At 37.7% G+C, this 17,238-nt stretch carries 13 protein-coding genes and 1 riboswitch; of the genes, 9 read left to right on the top strand and 4 right to left on the bottom strand.

The window, feature by feature from the left end:
* The first annotated feature begins 53 nt into the window (after positions 1-53).
* A riboswitch (Lysine riboswitch) is annotated at positions 54-266 on the top strand.
* A gap of 116 nt (positions 267-382) precedes the next feature.
* Genes lysC through ACMAZI_RS08470 form a run of 5 tightly spaced genes read left to right on the top strand, consistent with a single transcriptional unit; the run spans position 383 to position 5,339 of the window.
* Positions 383-1,744, top strand: a complete 1,362-nt coding sequence (lysC, locus tag ACMAZI_RS08490) for a lysine-sensitive aspartokinase 3 (protein WP_120404815.1) — start codon at positions 383-385, stop codon at positions 1,742-1,744.
* Positions 1,741-2,442, top strand: coding sequence for a 4-hydroxy-tetrahydrodipicolinate reductase (locus tag ACMAZI_RS08485; RefSeq protein ID WP_120404816.1), 702 nt, complete (start codon positions 1,741-1,743; stop codon positions 2,440-2,442). The genes lysC and ACMAZI_RS08485 overlap by 4 nt, the downstream gene beginning before the upstream one ends.
* 14 nt (positions 2,443-2,456) lie before the next feature.
* Positions 2,457-3,362 (top strand): 4-hydroxy-tetrahydrodipicolinate synthase, encoded by a 906-nt coding sequence (dapA, locus tag ACMAZI_RS08480; protein WP_120404817.1) that lies wholly within the window; start codon positions 2,457-2,459, stop codon positions 3,360-3,362.
* A gap of 2 nt (positions 3,363-3,364) precedes the next feature.
* Positions 3,365-4,120: a 2,3,4,5-tetrahydropyridine-2,6-dicarboxylate N-succinyltransferase gene (locus tag ACMAZI_RS08475; RefSeq protein WP_115362725.1), complete on the top strand. Its 756-nt coding sequence runs from the start codon at positions 3,365-3,367 to the stop codon at positions 4,118-4,120.
* 10 nt (positions 4,121-4,130) lie between these two features.
* The gene (locus tag ACMAZI_RS08470; protein WP_412473374.1) at positions 4,131-5,339 is read left to right on the top strand and encodes a PLP-dependent decarboxylase; all 1,209 of its coding nucleotides are present in this window, start codon (positions 4,131-4,133) and stop codon (positions 5,337-5,339) included.
* 4 nt (positions 5,340-5,343) lie between these two features.
* Here the strand turns inward: ACMAZI_RS08470 and ACMAZI_RS08465 are convergent, their stop codons facing one another.
* Together ACMAZI_RS08465 and ACMAZI_RS08460 are read right to left on the bottom strand one after the other, a co-directional pair.
* A complete protein-coding gene (locus ACMAZI_RS08465) occupies positions 5,344-8,742 on the bottom strand; it encodes a hypothetical protein (protein WP_412473375.1) in 3,399 nt (1,132 codons plus the stop codon).
* The gene (locus ACMAZI_RS08460) at positions 8,739-9,314 is read right to left on the bottom strand and encodes a hypothetical protein (protein ID WP_412473376.1); all 576 of its coding nucleotides are present in this window, start codon (positions 9,312-9,314) and stop codon (positions 8,739-8,741) included. The genes ACMAZI_RS08465 and ACMAZI_RS08460 overlap by 4 nt, the downstream gene beginning before the upstream one ends.
* A gap of 183 nt (positions 9,315-9,497) precedes the next feature.
* Between ACMAZI_RS08460 and ACMAZI_RS08455 the strand changes: the two genes are divergently transcribed.
* Positions 9,498-10,601, top strand: coding sequence for a succinylglutamate desuccinylase/aspartoacylase family protein (locus ACMAZI_RS08455; protein WP_334678535.1), 1,104 nt, complete (start codon positions 9,498-9,500; stop codon positions 10,599-10,601).
* Here the strand turns inward: ACMAZI_RS08455 and ACMAZI_RS08450 are convergent.
* Both ACMAZI_RS08450 and htpX read right to left on the bottom strand, forming a co-directional pair.
* A complete protein-coding gene (locus tag ACMAZI_RS08450; RefSeq protein WP_412473378.1) occupies positions 10,591-11,892 on the bottom strand; it encodes a M14 family metallopeptidase in 1,302 nt (433 codons plus the stop codon). The genes ACMAZI_RS08455 and ACMAZI_RS08450 overlap by 11 nt on opposite strands.
* Before the next feature lie 65 nt (positions 11,893-11,957).
* The gene (gene htpX, locus ACMAZI_RS08445) at positions 11,958-12,848 is read right to left on the bottom strand and encodes a protease HtpX (RefSeq protein WP_412473379.1); all 891 of its coding nucleotides are present in this window, start codon (positions 12,846-12,848) and stop codon (positions 11,958-11,960) included.
* 205 nt (positions 12,849-13,053) lie between these two features.
* On the opposite strand from htpX, the gene ACMAZI_RS08440 reads away from it, so the two are divergent.
* From ACMAZI_RS08440 to ACMAZI_RS08430, 3 genes are all read left to right on the top strand, one after another.
* Positions 13,054-14,394: a cyclic nucleotide-binding domain-containing protein gene (locus ACMAZI_RS08440; RefSeq protein WP_115362740.1), complete on the top strand. Its 1,341-nt coding sequence runs from the start codon at positions 13,054-13,056 to the stop codon at positions 14,392-14,394.
* Between the two features lie 89 nt (positions 14,395-14,483).
* Positions 14,484-15,869, top strand: a complete 1,386-nt coding sequence (locus tag ACMAZI_RS08435; RefSeq protein WP_115362742.1) for a TldD/PmbA family protein — start codon at positions 14,484-14,486, stop codon at positions 15,867-15,869.
* Positions 15,870-17,225: a TldD/PmbA family protein gene (locus ACMAZI_RS08430; RefSeq protein ID WP_115362744.1), complete on the top strand. Its 1,356-nt coding sequence runs from the start codon at positions 15,870-15,872 to the stop codon at positions 17,223-17,225.
* Positions 17,226-17,238 lie beyond the last annotated feature (13 nt).

Here is a 17,238-nt window from a genome sequence, read left to right as displayed (position 1 = left end):
AAATTATAAAAGTATAGACATCAATGTGTCTATCCACTAGAATATTCCTTGTAAGATTACGAAGAGGAGCATTGCTTAGTAACTAGTGGTCAGGGTGCGCAACGAATAAGTCCGTTACGAATCACTACGATGGAAGCATTGCCGAAATAGTTTGGTTTAGCGCAAGCCTTACTATTGGTCACTAAGGGAGAAGCCTTAGGACTGTCGCTTAACAAATTATTAACTTCAAATAAGTTTGTTTTGTTATGTGGAGAGCTTCGAATGCAAATCCTATGTTATACAACTGTTTAAGTCGGTTATGTTTCACAATTCTTTTTTGCATTTAAACACACTCCTTCATACAATTACCTTATTTATTTGAATCACATATAGGATTTTAAGTATGGGTAATGAAAATTCAGAAATCATTGTTGCAAAATTTGGCGGCTCATCTATGGCAAACCTAGAGGCCATGACTCGAAGTGCTCAAATCAGTGCTGCCAAGAACGCTAATATGGTTATCGTATCGGCCGTTTACGGTGTTACAAATCTCTTAGTGGAAATATCTAAACAGGCACCACTTGGTGAAGGTGAAAAGGTAGAAGCACTAGTTGAAGAAATTGCTGATAAACATAATCAAATACTAATTGATATGAATGCAACAGAAGAACTAAAAGAAGATGTTTCTGAGCTTCTTTCAGAAGTTAATATGATTGCCAATGGAATGCTCCTATTAAGAGAATGTTCAGACCGAGCATACGATTCACTTGTAAGTCTTGGTGAAAGAATGTCTTCATTAATTTTCAGCCAAGTTCTAGCAGGAATCCATCAGAAGAAGAATGTTGAGTTATTTGATATTAGACAAGTTCTTAAAACTGATGATCAATTTACAAAAGCTTCACCTGATCTTGTGGCAACAAAGGAAAAGGCCCAGCAACATCTAGTTAACGCAAAATATGGAGATGTCGTATATGTCTCACAAGGCTTTATGGGATCGACCTCTGAAGGCTTAACCACAACACTAGGGCGTGGAGGTTCAGATTACTCCGCTGCACTTGTTGCAGAGGCCATGGGTGCTGACACACTTCAAATCTGGACAGATGTCGCAGGTATCGCCACAACAGATCCACGTATTGTAAAAGAAGCGAAATTATTAAATGAAATAACATTTTCTGAAGCGGCCGAGCTGGCAACTTTTGGTGCAAAAATACTTCATCCAACGACCTTAACACCTGCATTACGTGCAGGTATTAAGGTCTTTGTTGGATCGAGCTATGAGCCTGATGCTCCAGGGACTTGGATTGTTGATAAGACTGATTCAGCACCATTAATTAGAGCAATGGCCTTACGTCGAGAACAAAGCCTTGTGACATTATCAACGCCAAAAATGCTTCATGCACATGGTTTCTTATTTGAGATTTTTAAAATATTTAATGACTTTAAAGTAAGTATTGATTCAATTACAACGTCTGAGATTTCAGTAGCACTTACATTAGATGATAGCGCCCTATTAAATAAGAAGATAATTAGTCGGTTATCGGAGTTATGTAGCGTAAAAGTTGAAACTGACTTAACACTAGTAAGTCTAATCGGAAATGAGATCAACCATACACCAGATATTGCTAAACGAATTTTTAACTCTGTAGAAGGAATCAACGTTAGAATGATTTGTCTAGGGGCCAGTAAGCATAACTTTTGCTTCTTAGTGAATAAGAATCAAGCGGATTCAGCAATTCAAAAATTACATCAGGAATTCATTCAATGAAATTAGCATTACTAGGAAAAGGAAAAACAGGTTCTAAAGTTATTGAGCTTTGTGAAGAAAATAAAAATGGCGAATATAGTGATATTGAATTAAGTGTTTTTGATTCAAAAAATCCTTTAAAGAAAGATGACCTTAACAGATTTGATATGGTTCTCTCTTTTTTAAATGGGGATACTTTTTTAGAGCACTATTTTGATTTATTGAGTACTTCAGGAATCTGCGTAGTTTGTGGTTCAACTGGATTTGAATGGAAACCAGAAATGCTAGATAAAATAAAGGCCGGTGGTGGAACCTGGATAAAGGCCACGAACTTTAGTCTTGGAATGAATCTGGTCAAAGAGATGATTAAGATTGCCTCCAAAGCTAATTCTCTTTTTAGTGAAGAACAACTAAGCTTCCACATCAACGATATTCACCATACAAAGAAACTTGATGCTCCTAGTGGTACTGCCCTCTCATGGAAAGAATGGTTAGATCGTGACGCCGAGATCAGCTCTGAGCGAACTGGAGATATCGTGGGAATTCATGAATTAACTATTGATACCCCTAACGAAATTGTTACAATTAAACATGAAGCTAAAGATCGAAGAATATTTGCCGCTGGAGCATTGTGGGCAGTAAAGCAAATGCAAACTCTTGGGCCAGGACTCTATGATTTTAGTGAAGTTGCCCTTCAAGTAATGAAAGAAAATGAATAATAACTGGAGATTAAATGAATAATATAAATGAGAAAGATCTTGAATTTTTAAACTCAACTCCCCTATGGACGGCCGTAATTACGCCTTTACATGAAGATCAAACAGTTGATTTGGACTCATTAGAACGTATTTTAAGAGCTCAAGAAGAAGCCGGAAATGGGATACTTATTCTAGGTTCAACGGGAGAGGCCCTTAATCTAAATTTAGAAGAAAGAAAGAATATCCTAAGTTTCACAATCGATCTAGACCTTAAGGTTCCACTTATGTGTGGTGTTGGTGGTATCAATCTAAACGAGACATGTGAATGGGTCTCTTATCTTGATGGCCTTGATATCGATGCTTACCTTCTTGTTACACCTTTATATGCAAAGCCTGGTGATGAGGGACAATATCACTGGTTTAAAACACTAATGGATGTCTCAAATAAGCCGGTTATGCTCTATAATGTTCCATCTCGTGCAGGTATCGGACTGTCTCTGGAGGCAGTTAAAAGACTTAATGGGCACCGTGCATTTTGGGCAATAAAAGAGGCCAGTGGCTCAGTTGAGATGTTTGCCAAATATGTTGAGGCCGCAAATGGTGGACGAGTCTATAGTGGTGACGATGCAATGCTGCCGGCCTTTACGCCTTTAGGTGCAAAGGGATTAGTTTCTGTAGCAGCAAACCCATGGCCAGCTGAGACTAATAAATATGTAAGAGACTGCCTAAATGGTGAATTAAATGAAAGCGATGCTCAAATGTGGATTGAAGCAAGTAACACGATGTTTGTTTGTTCAAATCCTGTGCCGGCAAAGTGGCTCATGAAAGAGCAGGGACAAATTGAGACGGCCGTTCTTAGGCCACCACTATCACTAAAAGATATGACAAAAGAATCAATCGTAAAATCAGCAAATGATAAAATTAAGAATTGGAGAAAATAAAAATGACAGTTGATGAAATACTACTAGGCCTAGAAAGTGGAACACTTAGATCAGCACAAAAAGTTGATGGTAAGTGGCAAGCAAATACAGAAGTTAAGCAAATGATTCTTGAGGTCTTTAAGGCCGGAAAGAATGTTGAACAATCAAAATTTGGTTATGAAGGATTTGTTGACAAACACAATATTCCAGCTCAAAAATTTGATACTGATCGCGGTGTAAGAATCGTTCCAGGTGGCTCAAGTGTTCGCCGAGGAGCTTATGTTTCAAAAGGCGTTATTATCATGCCTCCTGCATACATCAATATTGGAGCTTATGTTGACGAAGGTACAATGGTTGATTCACATGCTCTCGTTGGCTCATGTGCTCAAATTGGAAAGAACGTCCATTTAAGTGCTGGAGTACAAATTGGTGGCGTACTAGAGCCTATTGGACTAGCTCCGGTTATTATTGAAGACGATGCTTTTATTGGAGCAGGTGCTGTTATCGTTGAAGGTATTCAAGTTTTAAAACGCGCAGTAATCGCACCAGGTGTTATCCTTTCAAAGGGTGTACCTATTTATGACTGTGTAAATGAGAGAAGACTTGAACCAGGTGAGCCTATTCCAGAAGGTGCAGTTGTTGTACCGGGAACAAGACCGGTAAACGATAAACTTGCCTGGGCAAAGGATCAGGGCCTTTCAATGAATTGTGCCATGATTATCAAATACCGTGATGAGAAATCAGATGCATCACTAGAACTCGAATCATTTTTAAGATAGATAAATTATAATGTTAGATAAAAATATCACAAAAGAATTAAAGAAGTTAACGAAGAGAATCGACTCTTCGTTTTACTTCTATGACTTAGACAAACTTGAAGATCACTTACGCTACATCGTAGAGAACAAAGATGAGAGCATTAAGCTTTACTATGCATGTAAAGCAAATCCCCTATCATCTATCTTAAAGCTCATTAGAAATTTAGGAATTGGAATTGATGTGGCATCTAAGGGTGAATTAACTCAAGTTGTTGCAAGTGGAGTTAAATCTAGTGATATTATCTCAACAGGCCCAAGCAAATCTCGCGGCTATATAAGAACTCTCTTAGAACACGAAATCAATTGCGTTGTGGTTGAAAGTATCTATCAATTAAAATGGCTAAATGAACAGGCCAGTGAGATGGGAATAAAGGCACGCGCTCTATTAAGAGTTCAACTAGAGTGGGATAGCAAGGAAAAATCTGTTCTTGGTGGAGATGACATCACCGCATTTGGCCTAGATGAAAAAGGATGGAAATCAGTAGATCTAAGCGAGTATGAAAATGTGGAAGTGATTGGCTACCACGTCTTCCAATGGGGAAATATTTTAAGTGCATCAAAGCTTGAAGAAATTTGGGATCACACATGTGCTCGAATTAATAAACTAGCTCAAGACATGGGAGTAAGACCTCAAGTTATTGATCTCGGCGGAGGACTTGGTATCCCTTACCAAAACGAAAGTGAGCGAATTGATTTCAAGGATATTAATGCAGCTCTAGTGCGCCTTAAGAAAAAGCATAAGCTTGAAAAGATCTGGATGGAGCTTGGCCGCTACGCCGTTGGTGAGTGTGGACTATACCTAAGCCAAGTTATTGATCGCAAAAACGTTAGAGGACAAGAAATTCTCGTACTTGATGGTGGAATAAATCATATTGCAAGGGCCGCACTCACAAATCAGGCCTTTCCCTGCGAAGTTCTTGAAGAATGTGAATCTAAGCAGAATCAAGAATTTCATGTTCACGGGCCATTGTGTACATCTCTAGATAAGCTTGGTGTCTTTGATCTTCCAAAAGATTGCGATTACGGAAATTGGTTAGTGTTCTCCCAATGCGGAGCATACGGTTTTACTGAAAGTATGCCATTTTTCCTATGCCATAACCTACCTGCAGAAGTTGTTAAGTACAAAGGTGATATCATGATCCCACGTACTATTAAAACTAGTGCAGACTGGATTGAATAAGTACTTATAGTGTATTTAAAACAGGGGCCCCTGGAATATTTCCTTGTGGTGGAGCAAATTGTCTTAAAGGTGCTGGATTAAGTCTTAGCTGGAATGGGTTCCCACTCGCATCAGTTTCCGTTTTACACTCATCTCCATCACATTTATAGATAGGAATTCTCGCTTCTCCACTTATCTTTAGATCTGGAAAGTTTGATGAAGCTGTCGTTGCAAGTTTGTAATCACCATCAGTTTTACATTCAACGCTTACTGTAAAATTAAATCTTTCTTTAGCGACTTCCATTTCTTCGCCATTTTCAACAGCACCAAGAGTTGTTGTTTTAGCATCAACTTCCTCACCATCATCATCAACTGATGCTGGAATATTCTTTTGAAGTCGACAGGCCGTAACAGGTTCAACATGTGTTACTTTTATAATATTGTCGCTATATTCAATTTTAATATTGAATTCAACATCATCATCTTGAGGCGGATTCTCATCTGGTACTGTTGGCCCTACTGGTTCAGGCTGAGGATCTACGACTGAAACGTTATCATTATTAGATGCTGTTGTATTTACACTGATAGCAGGTGCGGCCACAACTGTTGCCCTAATATTATCTTCAGGCCCCCTAGTTCTAGTAGTTGAAGCTTGAGGAGTGTTTCGATTTCTTGAAAGGCCAACACTTCCATTAGTAGCGCTATTATCTGATTGTCTTAATGCATCTGTACCATCTTCAAACATATCAAGTTGTCGTGGCGGGTTATTCGTATTTGTGGAAGCAGGAGTTGCATTATCACTTTGCTTAACAGCATCATCTACATCATCGAATAATCCAATTTGTTCAGTAGGAGAAGGCTGAGGGTTTGTATTGGGAACACTATCTGTAGCAGCAACAGTTGCACTTCTTCTATCGTTATCCATTATTTCTTCAATAGCGGCCCTTCTTGATTGAGATTTACCACTTGGTCCACGAGCAATTTCATCGGCCGTTAAAGAAGATTGTGATCTATTTCTAATAACATCTAATGCACTATCATATGCTTGTGGAGAAATGCGGTTACCGGCCGCTCCATTAAATCTTACGCTAGGATTTATTAAGTCTGCTCTAAAAAGAGCTCCGGCCGCTTCATAATCGCTTAGGCGAACACCATTTTGAATCTTATTATCAACACGAGCATAAAATGCATTAAGCTCTCGTTGTGTCATATTATCAATATCACTTAAAACAGAATCCAATCTTGCTCGATCTTGAACAGGCTTTGCCATTGTCGGTTGTGTTTCATCTAATCGTTCGATAATACTCTTATCTGGTTTATTAAATTGGTACGCCCTTTGTATTCTTGCATTATCTTTGGCCGCTCCAGGTGTACTTTGATGACGGACAATTGAACTATCAATATCATCGCCAAACTTAAGAACAATATCACCGTTTAGGTTTGGACTTAAGCCTTTTTCTTCTAATAATTTATAATGCTCAGGATGTGATGATTTACTAATCATAATACCTGATCCATCAGCAGTATAACGGACATCCTTAACGGCCATCATATCCATTGGAAAATCATCAGTGAAATGAAAGTCAATATTTGGATTAACAACATCATCGCGTGATACCATTGTTCTAAAGTCGTCGACACCATTGAAATTTTCACTTATTGGCCTAGAACTAGATGTATTAGATGATTGTCTTGAGAGACGATTATCAGCTTCCATTGTAACGTTACCATGCTCATCAAATAATGAACCTTGCTCTGGTTCTTTTGCTTGTACTCCACCATTATCGGCCTGTGCTGTTGCCTTACCATTCTCATCAAATAATTCCCCTTGTTTTGGAGAATCATCTATATTTCGTGAAGCGCTTGCAGTGTTATCAGTTGTATCACTTGCTTTTGAGGCTTGAGAAGATACGCTAGAGGCACCATCAAAGTAATTAGCTCCTCGTCTTAGTGCATCTGAAGAAGTGGCCAGTGCAGTTGAAGCTCGTCTTTTTGTCGCAAAATCAAGAGTCTTACCAAGGTAGCCATTAAAGGCCGTTGGAATATTATCAAGTTGATTTGCCACACCTCTCATTGTCATAGCAGTAAGTTTATCAGCGGCCCAACCATATGCTTGAACAGCTTGTGCTACTTTTTTACCACCATACATCGCAGTTTTACCTGTTAATTTAGCGGCCATAGAGAAGGCTTTTACTAATTTATTTTTTTGTAGATTAACTACGCGCGGGCCTATTTTAACTGCGAATCCCTTACCTGTTTGAACGATTTTGGCCCCGGCAACACCAGCAATCTTAATCGCCTTACCCATTGGAGAAAATAAACGTGACTTTGATACGGCCCTTGCTCCGACCATAATACCTTTACCTGCAACTTTTGCAGCATTGATCGTACCAGCAGTTAATAAACCAATTAGGACTTCGCCACCTACAACGCCGACAATACCACATGCCATATTTAATTTTTGGCCACAAGTTGCACATTCAAAACTTGTCACTGGTTCGACGCAAGTATCTTCACCATTTGCATCTTTTTCAAATTTTGCACATGCAAAATTATCATAAATACTTTCAGTAATATAATTTCCAATACCAGTCATTAAATTGGCAAAACCATCTTTTAATGTATTCACTGGATCATCTAAGAGTTTATCAACAAATGATTCATCAGCAGAAGAAAGTAAGTGGAGCTTGTCTGAAGCTGCATCTTCAGCTTCCTCAGACCCACTAAAGAAATTCCCTATTTTATTGCCAAGCCAACTGAAACCACCAGCAGCGACATCCCAAAAGAATTCCGCTGTACCTATTAAGTTTTTAACAAGGCCATTCCATGCAGTCGAAAGGCAGTTTGTATCAGTAGACTTTGGACATTCCATTCCAAGCTTTTCAGTTATAACGTCGCCAAGACCAAATGAAACAGTACTTGCAGCGTTACAAATTAGATCGTTTACACATTCTGAAGTTGGTTGTGACTTACCCTTACACTCATAAATCTCTTCTAAAACGAGATCCATATCTCTTGCAAGAGTTAGCTGATCCATCACGTTCCAGTCTTGAGTAGCACAAGCATAAAACTCTTCTGCCTCTAAACCTTGAGCGCCATCTTTTATTGATGCGACTTCAAGTGCTAGAAAATCAGGACAATTTATCGCTTTTTCATCGTCACCCAATTTACGCTCAGATGAACTCTCAATACTTTCAACAATGCTAGATGGTAGTGCAACAGCATCAGAGCGCCAACGGCCAGATGCATCTGTACAGAGAGACTTAGCGGAAGCTAAGTACAATTGAGTGATTTCAACAACGACTTCATCTGGCACTGAGTTTTCAGCTTGTAGTGATAATTGCGCAAATGAATATGAATTAACAATTAAGGTAAGTTGTAATAATAAACTAGTGAATATTGTTTTAACTGAGTTTCTAATCAAGACTCTCCTCCACGTCTACACGATAGACTTTGAAGGACACTATTAATTATTTGACGATCTGATTTTTCATCAGTCATATTCATTAAATACTTTATGTGGAATACTTCTCCACTACAATTGGCATAAATACTCTTTTCTTCAAAATGTTTTTTAGAAACAATGTATTGATGACCGACAGAAAATGAGCTTATTTTAGGTATAGAATTCTCACGAAATTTTAAAAACTTTACGCTTTCACCTTCATATTTCTCAACCCAACTCAGTCTTCCTTTCTTATAATCGTTAACTTGAGATTTAATCATCTGGCGATCAAGACTTTTGCTTTTAATTTTAGTTGGTGTAAATGAAATGATACTTCGATGGCCACTTGCATGCTTCTTTGACATTAGAACATATGGGAAGCCTAAGACATTTTCTTCAAAACGCCAGTCCTTAGGAACATCTCCTGTAATGACGGCCTTCTTTGTTTTATTTTTAACAACGAAATTACTTGCAAACGCACTACTTGCCGTTAAATACACAACAGTACAAAAAACAAGATGAATGACGCTTTTAAGGCAAGGCTTTCTCATAGTAGTTTTATCGGTAATTTCTTCTTAATACTTAATAAATATTACTGAAGATATTAATATTATTAGTATGTTATAATAGTACTAAATTTTAGGAAATCCCCTCTTCTGTATTCAATAACTTATACTAATTAGGGTGTGAAAACAGCGGCTTAAATAATTGGCTATGAGTAAAAAGGAAAGATGATGTTAACGAAAAGATCTCAAATTATTGATGAAACCAATCAAGGGCAATACGCACTCAATATCTATGAATTAACACCAGAAAATATTAATGAAAATGCACCGACAGTCTATATACAAGCAAATGTTCACGGTGCAGAACTTCAAGGGAATATGGCCATATTAAAGCTTTTAAATCTCTTAGAAGACAAGAAGATTAATAGTAAGATCACCCTAATTCCAAATGCCAATCCTTATGCGACTTCTGTTAAAATGGGAACCTACACTTATGGACGATTCAACCCTATTACCGGTGATAATTGGAATCGCATGTATTTGGACTTCTTCTCACAGTCACAAGGACAAGGCCTTATAAGTGATGATGAAATCAAGGAGTGCAAATCAAAACAAGATTATAAAATTCTTATAAAAAATAAAGTTAATGAGTATCGTCGCTATCACCAAGAGTATGGAATAAATGAGAATAAGAATCTCTTTATCACTCTCCAGGAACTTGCCAGTGATGCCGACATTGTCCTAGATCTTCACACGGCCGGTGTTGGATGTCGTTATGTCTATGGCCCAGATTACTTGAAAGAACAAATGAAAGAATTAAACTTTCCATTTAACCTAGTTATTCCTCCAGAATTTGGCGGGGCCATGGATGAGGCAACTTTTTATCCATGGGTAAAATTTCATGAAATTCATAAGAGTGAAAATACATTTGAATCCTACACTCTCGAATTAGGAAGTGAAGAGATCATCGATTCTAAAGCAGGCAAGGCCGATGCGATCAATATATTTAACTACCTAGTTAAAAAAGGTGTCATCGAAGATAAAGAAATAGAATGTCCAAAAAATGAAGCAACATTTTGTTTACTTAAAGACTACAAATCATTCTTTGCACCAAAGTCAGGGTTTGTGGAATACCATAAGTCACCTGGTGAATTCTTTAAAAAAGGTGAAAAGATTATGAGTCTATACCACTTTGATAAGATGGAGAGGCCAGAAGAGGTCATAACCCCTATTTTGGCCCCAGTTGATGGGATCGTCATAAATCATGCCCCAAGTTCAAATGTGAAAAGGGGCATGAATATATTAGAGGCCTTTACAAATTTTACTTCTTAAAGCTAAGCTTAAAGTCTGAAGCCTTACTACCTTCTGGCAGAACAATAAAGTAGCTTCCGTCAGGATTAATACGATACTCTGTTGAGAAATCTTCATTTTCAACTTTTATCGTTGTTGCATTCTTATTAATTCCTCTAACCATTGGGCCATCTAGACGATCTAGGAGAAGCTGCCAACCCAGACGATTATGGGCAACTGTTGGATCTCTTTTATCATAAGATGGTTGAAAGCCATCAGAGCGTGGACTAACCTCAATAACATAAGGGATGACTTGCTCTTCTTCATACATCCAATCAATATCTGATCCGTCTACTGAATACAGAGTTTCCCAAGCAGTCCCTGGAGTATAATTTAAAACACGTCCAAGCTCCTTTCCAATTCCCTCTACAACCTCACGATTAAGAGTTCTTTGGCCACGGCAACCATATGGGTAAATAACAAGTTCTGAATAGGCGTGATAAGAAATATTAAATACTGGTTTTATCTGTGAGACAAAGTTCATAAGAACATTAGTTTCAGGCTCACTTGCGGCCTCACTTCCGCGATATGTTTGTGAGAATTTCCATCCACTTGAACCACGACAAGCATTCCAATTAGTTGGATAGTTTCGGTTGATATCTACACCGTAGCCACCTCTCGCATTCTTGCGCCACATATTCTCACCTTCCCATACTTTGATATTTCCATCAATATTCACAATAGGAAGAACATAAATCTCATTCGAATCTACCCAATGAGTAATTTTTTGATCTTTATTATACTTCGTTAAAAGCTCTTTAATAATGTCTGTCGTTACTTCTGCTGTCATAATCTCACGTGAGTGGTGCATACCATTAAATAAAACAGAAGGCTCACTAACCTCATCTTCATCTACATTATCTGAAATCTTCATTGCATAAATCGAGCGTCCTTCTAGAGTCTCTCCAATCTTGATTTTCTTTGCAATTGCGGGGTATTTTTCAGCATACTCAGTCATAAGCGCTTCAACTTCTACAGAGTTTAAATAGCGCTCATCAATAGAGCTTGTAAGAAGCTCATTTCGAGATTCGTTGATTTTGAAATTATATTTTTTAAATTCAATGAATTCATCTTTCGTTAGGGCCACATCAATTAGCTTATTTTTAATATCCACACCAAGAACATCAAAACCATTTTCTTGCAGGCTTTTAAGAGTTTTAGCGTAATTTGATTTAGCGTTGATGGTAAGTACTTTTGATGCTTTCGTAGAACTGCTATGGGCATAGCTAGTCAGTTGAGACAGCATCCATGCTGCCAAGATTAACTTCTTCATTATAACTCCTCATGTGTTAATTATATAATTATCCGCCATGAGGAGATTTTGCACAAATAGTGTTATTAAATGTTAGAACGGCTTTGAAGAGCGTGTATTCTCTTTTCTAATGTAGGGTGAGAACTAAAAATCTCGGCCATTGTTGTGCCACTAGAGATTTTAAAAGCACTCATATTAGGGTTGCTATTATCAACCATTTTAGTACTTTGTTGCAGCTTTCTAAGAGCAGCAATCATTTTCTCACGTCCAGCAAGGCGCGCACTTCCTGCATCGGCCCTATATTCGCGAAAGCGTGAAAACCACATTGTTATTGGCATTGCCAGTAGTCCAAAGACAATATCTAAAACAACAACGAGCATTGTTTGAGCAAAGTAGCCAAGACCAGGTCCTTCATCGTCTTCAGAACGCATAGCATTTGAGATTGCCATGGCAGCTAAACGAGATAAAATCATAACAAAGGCGTTTACCACACCTTGTACAAGTGCCATTGTTACCATGTCACCATTGGCAATATGGGCAACTTCATGTCCAATTACACCTTCTGCTTCATCACGACTCATGGTATGAATAAGTCCAGCAGAGACTGCTACCATGGAATTATTTCGACTTGGGCCTGTAGCAAATGCATTAACTTCATTTGAGTTGTAAATATAGACTTCTGGCTTCTTAATTCCACTTAATTTAGCGTAATTTGATACAGATTGAGCAACCCATCCGTAATTAGGATCGTTTTCACTAATTTCAGTCATTGGGTACATTCTCTTGGCCAAGAATTTTGACATGGCCAAAGAAATAAATGATCCAGCAAATCCCCATACAGAACAGAAGATGATAAGCATTTCAAAGCTATATCCACCTTGATTCATATGCATTGGAATCCCTAATAGACTAAGGATAATTCCAACTGTTGCGACAACTAAGATATTAGTGAGAATAAAGAGTCCGACTCTTAACATTGTATTTTACTCCATTAAAAAATAATAATATCGACATAATTATGCCTGAAAGCTCTATGCGGTCAATAACAACCGTATTGCTTGACAAAAAATTTACAAAAATTCTCCTGGCCCAATAAAAAATACTAAAGAATTAAGGGATTTAGCCGAAGTTAATTAATGAAGTTATAAAACTTCTCAATATTGAGTCAATAAGTCGGGTTAAATGTTTAATAACAAGGTCCTCACAAAGAATGAGATTATCTGGAACGCAATCATATTTGTTGCTGTAATCTTTACTGCTATTGAGGCCCCTTTTTCGTTCATTTTTCAAACCAAGATTCAAAAGTGGCAATTAGTAAGTGATCTTATTATTTCAGGACTTTTTGTAGGTGATCTGATTTTTCGTTTTCAAAAGAAACGTGAACAAAATATGAAGTTCACATCTAAAGGCCATCGCTTAAAGTGGATGACACTTATGAGCGTCGACTTAATTGCTTCGATTCCTTATGACATCTTAAGTTACGCGCTAGGCTTTCACGCTTTTACTTACTTTAGATTATTTCGCTTAGTACGAGTTGTAAGATTATTTGAAATAGTCTCACATCTTGCCTTTGTGCCAAAGGCCATTAAATTTACGGCCATTTTAACTGTCTTCTCAGTTGCAGTTCACTGGATTAGCTTGTGCTGGATTATGATTGCTCCAATAGATCAGGCGCAAGTCATTGACCGAACTTCACATTATATAACGGCCATGTATTGGACGGTAACTACTCTTACAACAATTGGTTATGGAGATATTACTCCTACGACAAATCAAGGTCGCCTCTTTACGATGGTGATCATGATCTTAGGAGTTGGTGTTTATGGTTTTGTCATTGGTACTGTAACAAAAATGGTTCAAGATGGTGAGCGCTACAAGCAACAAAACCGTGAGAAGATGCATGATCTAGCAAGTTTTATGAAGCATTATAATGTTCCAGAGAGACTTCAACAAAATGTTTTCAGTTACTACAATCACCTTGTAACAAAGAGACTTACAGAAAACGATAATAAAATTATTAATGAATTACCTCAGGCCCTTCAAAGTGAGCTTTCAGTTTACATGAATATGAAGTTAATTCGAAATCTGCCATTCTTTAAGAATTTAACTTCAAGCTGCCTTAAAGAGGTTGCTGGTGCCCTTGAGCAAAAATACTACGGACCTGGGCAAACTATTATCAATATCGGTGAGACAGGAAGTGAGATGTATATCATTGGCCATGGTAGTGTTGAAGTAATTCTAAGCGATGGAAACGTTGTAGCAACTCTTCACGAAGGTCAAATCTTTGGTGAAAGTGCTCTCCTACACGACACTAAGAGAAATGCTAATGTTCGCGCTCTTGGATATTGTGAATTATACCGACTCGACAAAGAACAATTTGATGAAATCACAACACGTCATGATGAATTAATTGATCGAATCTCATCTCTAACCTCTCGTCGCTCAGGTGATCGCTCAGAGCGTCATTCTTCAAGCGTGAAACGCATTCAGCAAAAGCTTAAAGAACAAGAAGAAGCTGCGTAATAAAGATAATCTATTGCCTCATTAGAATGAATTACCTTCCTTTAAACATGTTCATTTGTTAGAATATTCTCACTTTTGGAGGATATACTATGTTAGATAATCAAATCGCAAAAGAAGTTATTGACTATGCAATGTTGCGTGGTGCTGACTTCGCAGAGATCTTTATTGATCGCCAAACTTTTGAATCAATCTCAATTAAGAGCTCAAAAGTCGACAATATTGAAAATGGAATTAATTTTGGTATCGGAATTCGTCTCTTCTATGGAACGAAAGTACTTTATGGATATACTAATTCGAAAAAGAAAGAAGATCTTTTAGATATTGTTTCTTCTCTTAGTGCAAAAGACTTAAGAGATCCAATTACGACTGCGACAAATTTTAATTTTGAAAAAATTAATCAAGCACACTTCGTGCAAACAGGTCTAAAAAATAATATCTCACTTGATCAGAAAATACCTCTACTTATGGCCATTGATGAAATGACTCGTAAGCAGACTGATAAAATCACGCAAGTTCCAATTGGAACAACTCAAAGAATGCAAGAAATTGAAATTTTCAATTCTGAAGGTTTACACATTACAGATGAGAGAAATTATATTCGCCTAAGAGCATCTTGTATTGCAAGTGATGGAACGATTCAAGATAGCGCAGGATACTCTCCAGGGGCAATGCTTGGTTGGGAATTCATTCTTGGACAAGACCCAAAGTATATTTCTGAAAAAATGGCAAAGGAAGTTCTAACAAAGCTTAAGGCCAAGCCATGTCCAGCTGGAAAAATGCCAGTTGTAATTGATAACGGATTTGGTGGAGTAATCTTTCACGAAGCTTGTGGTCACCTATTAGAAACAACTTCTGTTGCCAAGAAAGCATCAGTATTCTGGGATAAGAAAGGCGAACAAATTGCTTCTAGTGTCGTTAGTGCTGTTGATGATGGAACAAACCAGAACTATTGGGGATCGATTAATATCGACGACGAAGGTATGGCCACTCAGAAAACACAACTAATTAAAGATGGAATCCTTACAAACTTTATGGCCGATAGAATGGGCGCTCAAAAAACAGGTCACCCAAGAACTGGTAGTGCAAGACGTGAGTCTTATAAATATGCTCCTACTTCACGTATGAGAAATACTTATATTGAAGCAGGAAATGATAAGTTTGAAGATATGATCTCTTCAATTGATCACGGAATTTACTGCGCTCAAATGGGCGGTGGATCAGTTAGTCCAGGAACAGGAGAGTTTAACTTTTCGGTAATTGAAGGATATGAAATCAAGAATGGAAAGATTGGAGATGCTGTAAAAGGCGCAACTCTAATTGGAACAGGACCTGATACCCTAACAAAGGTTTCCATGGTTGCTGATAACCTCGATTTTGCCGCTGGTGTATGTGGTTCAATTTCAGGTGGTGTTAATACGACCGTAGGTCAGCCAGCACTTAAAGTTGACGAGATCCTAGTTGGTGGAGGTAAGTAAATGAGCACGAAGACAAAACAACAAACACAAAAAGAAATAATTAATAAAACCCTTAATATGGCAAAAGACATGGGATTAAATGACGTTGACGTTATCATCTCAGGCTCTGAATCTTTCTCACTAAAAGCAGACAGTGGTGAATTAAGTGAGTATAAGAAGGCCAATACAGGTGCCCTTGGTGTACGTGTTATTAAGGATCAAAAGGTAGGTCTAAGCTTCACTGAAGATCTAGGTGATGATGCAATTAAGACTATTCTTGAAAATGCAGCACAAAATTCGAAATTTTCAAAAGTTGATGAATACCAATTAATAGAAGAAGGTACACAAGTTGATGATATTAACCCTGTGGCAAATATTGAGTACTCACCTGATGCTAATGAGATGATTGAAAAAGCACTTTTTTTAGAAGAAGAAGTTAGAAAGCGTGATAGCAATTGTGAGTCTGCACCTTATAATGGAATGGCCGAAGGTATTTCAAATTTTGCCATTGGAAACTCAAAAGGTGTTCTTTGTACACATCAGTCAAAATCATATACTGCATACACATCTGCTCTTGTAAAAAAGGGTGATAAGAATGCTATGCACTACCTATTTGACTCAAAAAGAGACTTTAGAGAACTAGATTACGATAAAGTAATTAACGGATCTCTTGAAGTGGCCAATAACTTCATCGATGCATCCCAAATCAAAACTGGTGATTATGATGTTACATTTGAAGTTGATCTCTTTGATAATATCATTTCAAGTTTCATGCTACTTTTTAGTGCGAAGGCAGCAATTGATAAATCAAATCCATGGCGTGAGAAACTAGGAGAAATGGTAGCTGATTCAAGACTAACTTTTAAAGATGATCCTTTCTTTAAGGCAGGCCACAGTGTTTGTCCATTTGATGGTGAAGGAAAGAAGAAACAAACCAATACCCTACTAGAAAATGGAAAACTTGTGCAATTTCTTCACAATAGCGCTACAGCAAGAGAGCTTGGACTAGAAAATAACTTCTGTGCAACTCGTGGAGCAAAGAGTCCTCTTAGTGCCACGACATCAAATTTTCTAATTGAAGCAGGAACAAATACACAAGATGAGTTCAACTCACGTCGATATGTGGAAATTCTAACGGCACAAGGGCTTCACAGTGGTATTAAACCAATCTCTGGTGAGTTTTCACTGGGAGTAAGTGGACGTATTTGGAATAACGGTGAAATAGAAACTTACTTTAAGGATGTAACTGTAAGTGGAAACTTCTTTAAGATGCTAAGTGAAATTGATCTCATAAGTGATAAAGTTGAAGCATCAAGTGATCACTCACTTTTCACTCCTAAAATTCTATTTAGTAATTTAATGATTGCAGGATCATAAAAATATTAAGGCC

The sequence above is a fragment of the Halobacteriovorax sp. YZS-3-1 genome, assembly GCF_047084945.1.
In the GTDB taxonomy this organism is placed as follows: Bacteria; Bdellovibrionota; Bacteriovoracia; order Bacteriovoracales; family Bacteriovoracaceae; genus Halobacteriovorax_A; species Halobacteriovorax_A vibrionivorans.
This window is presented reverse-complemented; position numbering and strand designations above follow the sequence as displayed.

What these genes read in the sequence shown, in the direction of transcription:
- lysC (WP_120404815.1), top strand. Translation starts at nt 383, where the DNA reads ATGGGTAATGAAAATTCAGAAATCATTGTTGCAAAATTTGGCGGCTCA.
- ACMAZI_RS08485 (WP_120404816.1), top strand. Translation starts at nt 1,741, where the DNA reads ATGAAATTAGCATTACTAGGAAAAGGAAAAACAGGTTCTAAAGTTATT.
- dapA (WP_120404817.1), top strand. Translation starts at nt 2,457, where the DNA reads ATGAATAATATAAATGAGAAAGATCTTGAATTTTTAAACTCAACTCCC.
- ACMAZI_RS08475 (WP_115362725.1), top strand. Translation starts at nt 3,365, where the DNA reads ATGACAGTTGATGAAATACTACTAGGCCTAGAAAGTGGAACACTTAGA.
- ACMAZI_RS08470 (WP_412473374.1), top strand. Translation starts at nt 4,131, where the DNA reads ATGTTAGATAAAAATATCACAAAAGAATTAAAGAAGTTAACGAAGAGA.
- ACMAZI_RS08460 (WP_412473376.1), bottom strand. Translation starts at nt 9,314, where the DNA reads ATGAGAAAGCCTTGCCTTAAAAGCGTCATTCATCTTGTTTTTTGTACT.
- ACMAZI_RS08455 (WP_334678535.1), top strand. Translation starts at nt 9,498, where the DNA reads ATGTTAACGAAAAGATCTCAAATTATTGATGAAACCAATCAAGGGCAA.
- ACMAZI_RS08450 (WP_412473378.1), bottom strand. Translation starts at nt 11,892, where the DNA reads ATGAAGAAGTTAATCTTGGCAGCATGGATGCTGTCTCAACTGACTAGC.
- htpX (WP_412473379.1), bottom strand. Translation starts at nt 12,848, where the DNA reads ATGTTAAGAGTCGGACTCTTTATTCTCACTAATATCTTAGTTGTCGCA.
- ACMAZI_RS08440 (WP_115362740.1), top strand. Translation starts at nt 13,054, where the DNA reads ATGTTTAATAACAAGGTCCTCACAAAGAATGAGATTATCTGGAACGCA.
- ACMAZI_RS08435 (WP_115362742.1), top strand. Translation starts at nt 14,484, where the DNA reads ATGTTAGATAATCAAATCGCAAAAGAAGTTATTGACTATGCAATGTTG.
- ACMAZI_RS08430 (WP_115362744.1), top strand. Translation starts at nt 15,870, where the DNA reads ATGAGCACGAAGACAAAACAACAAACACAAAAAGAAATAATTAATAAA.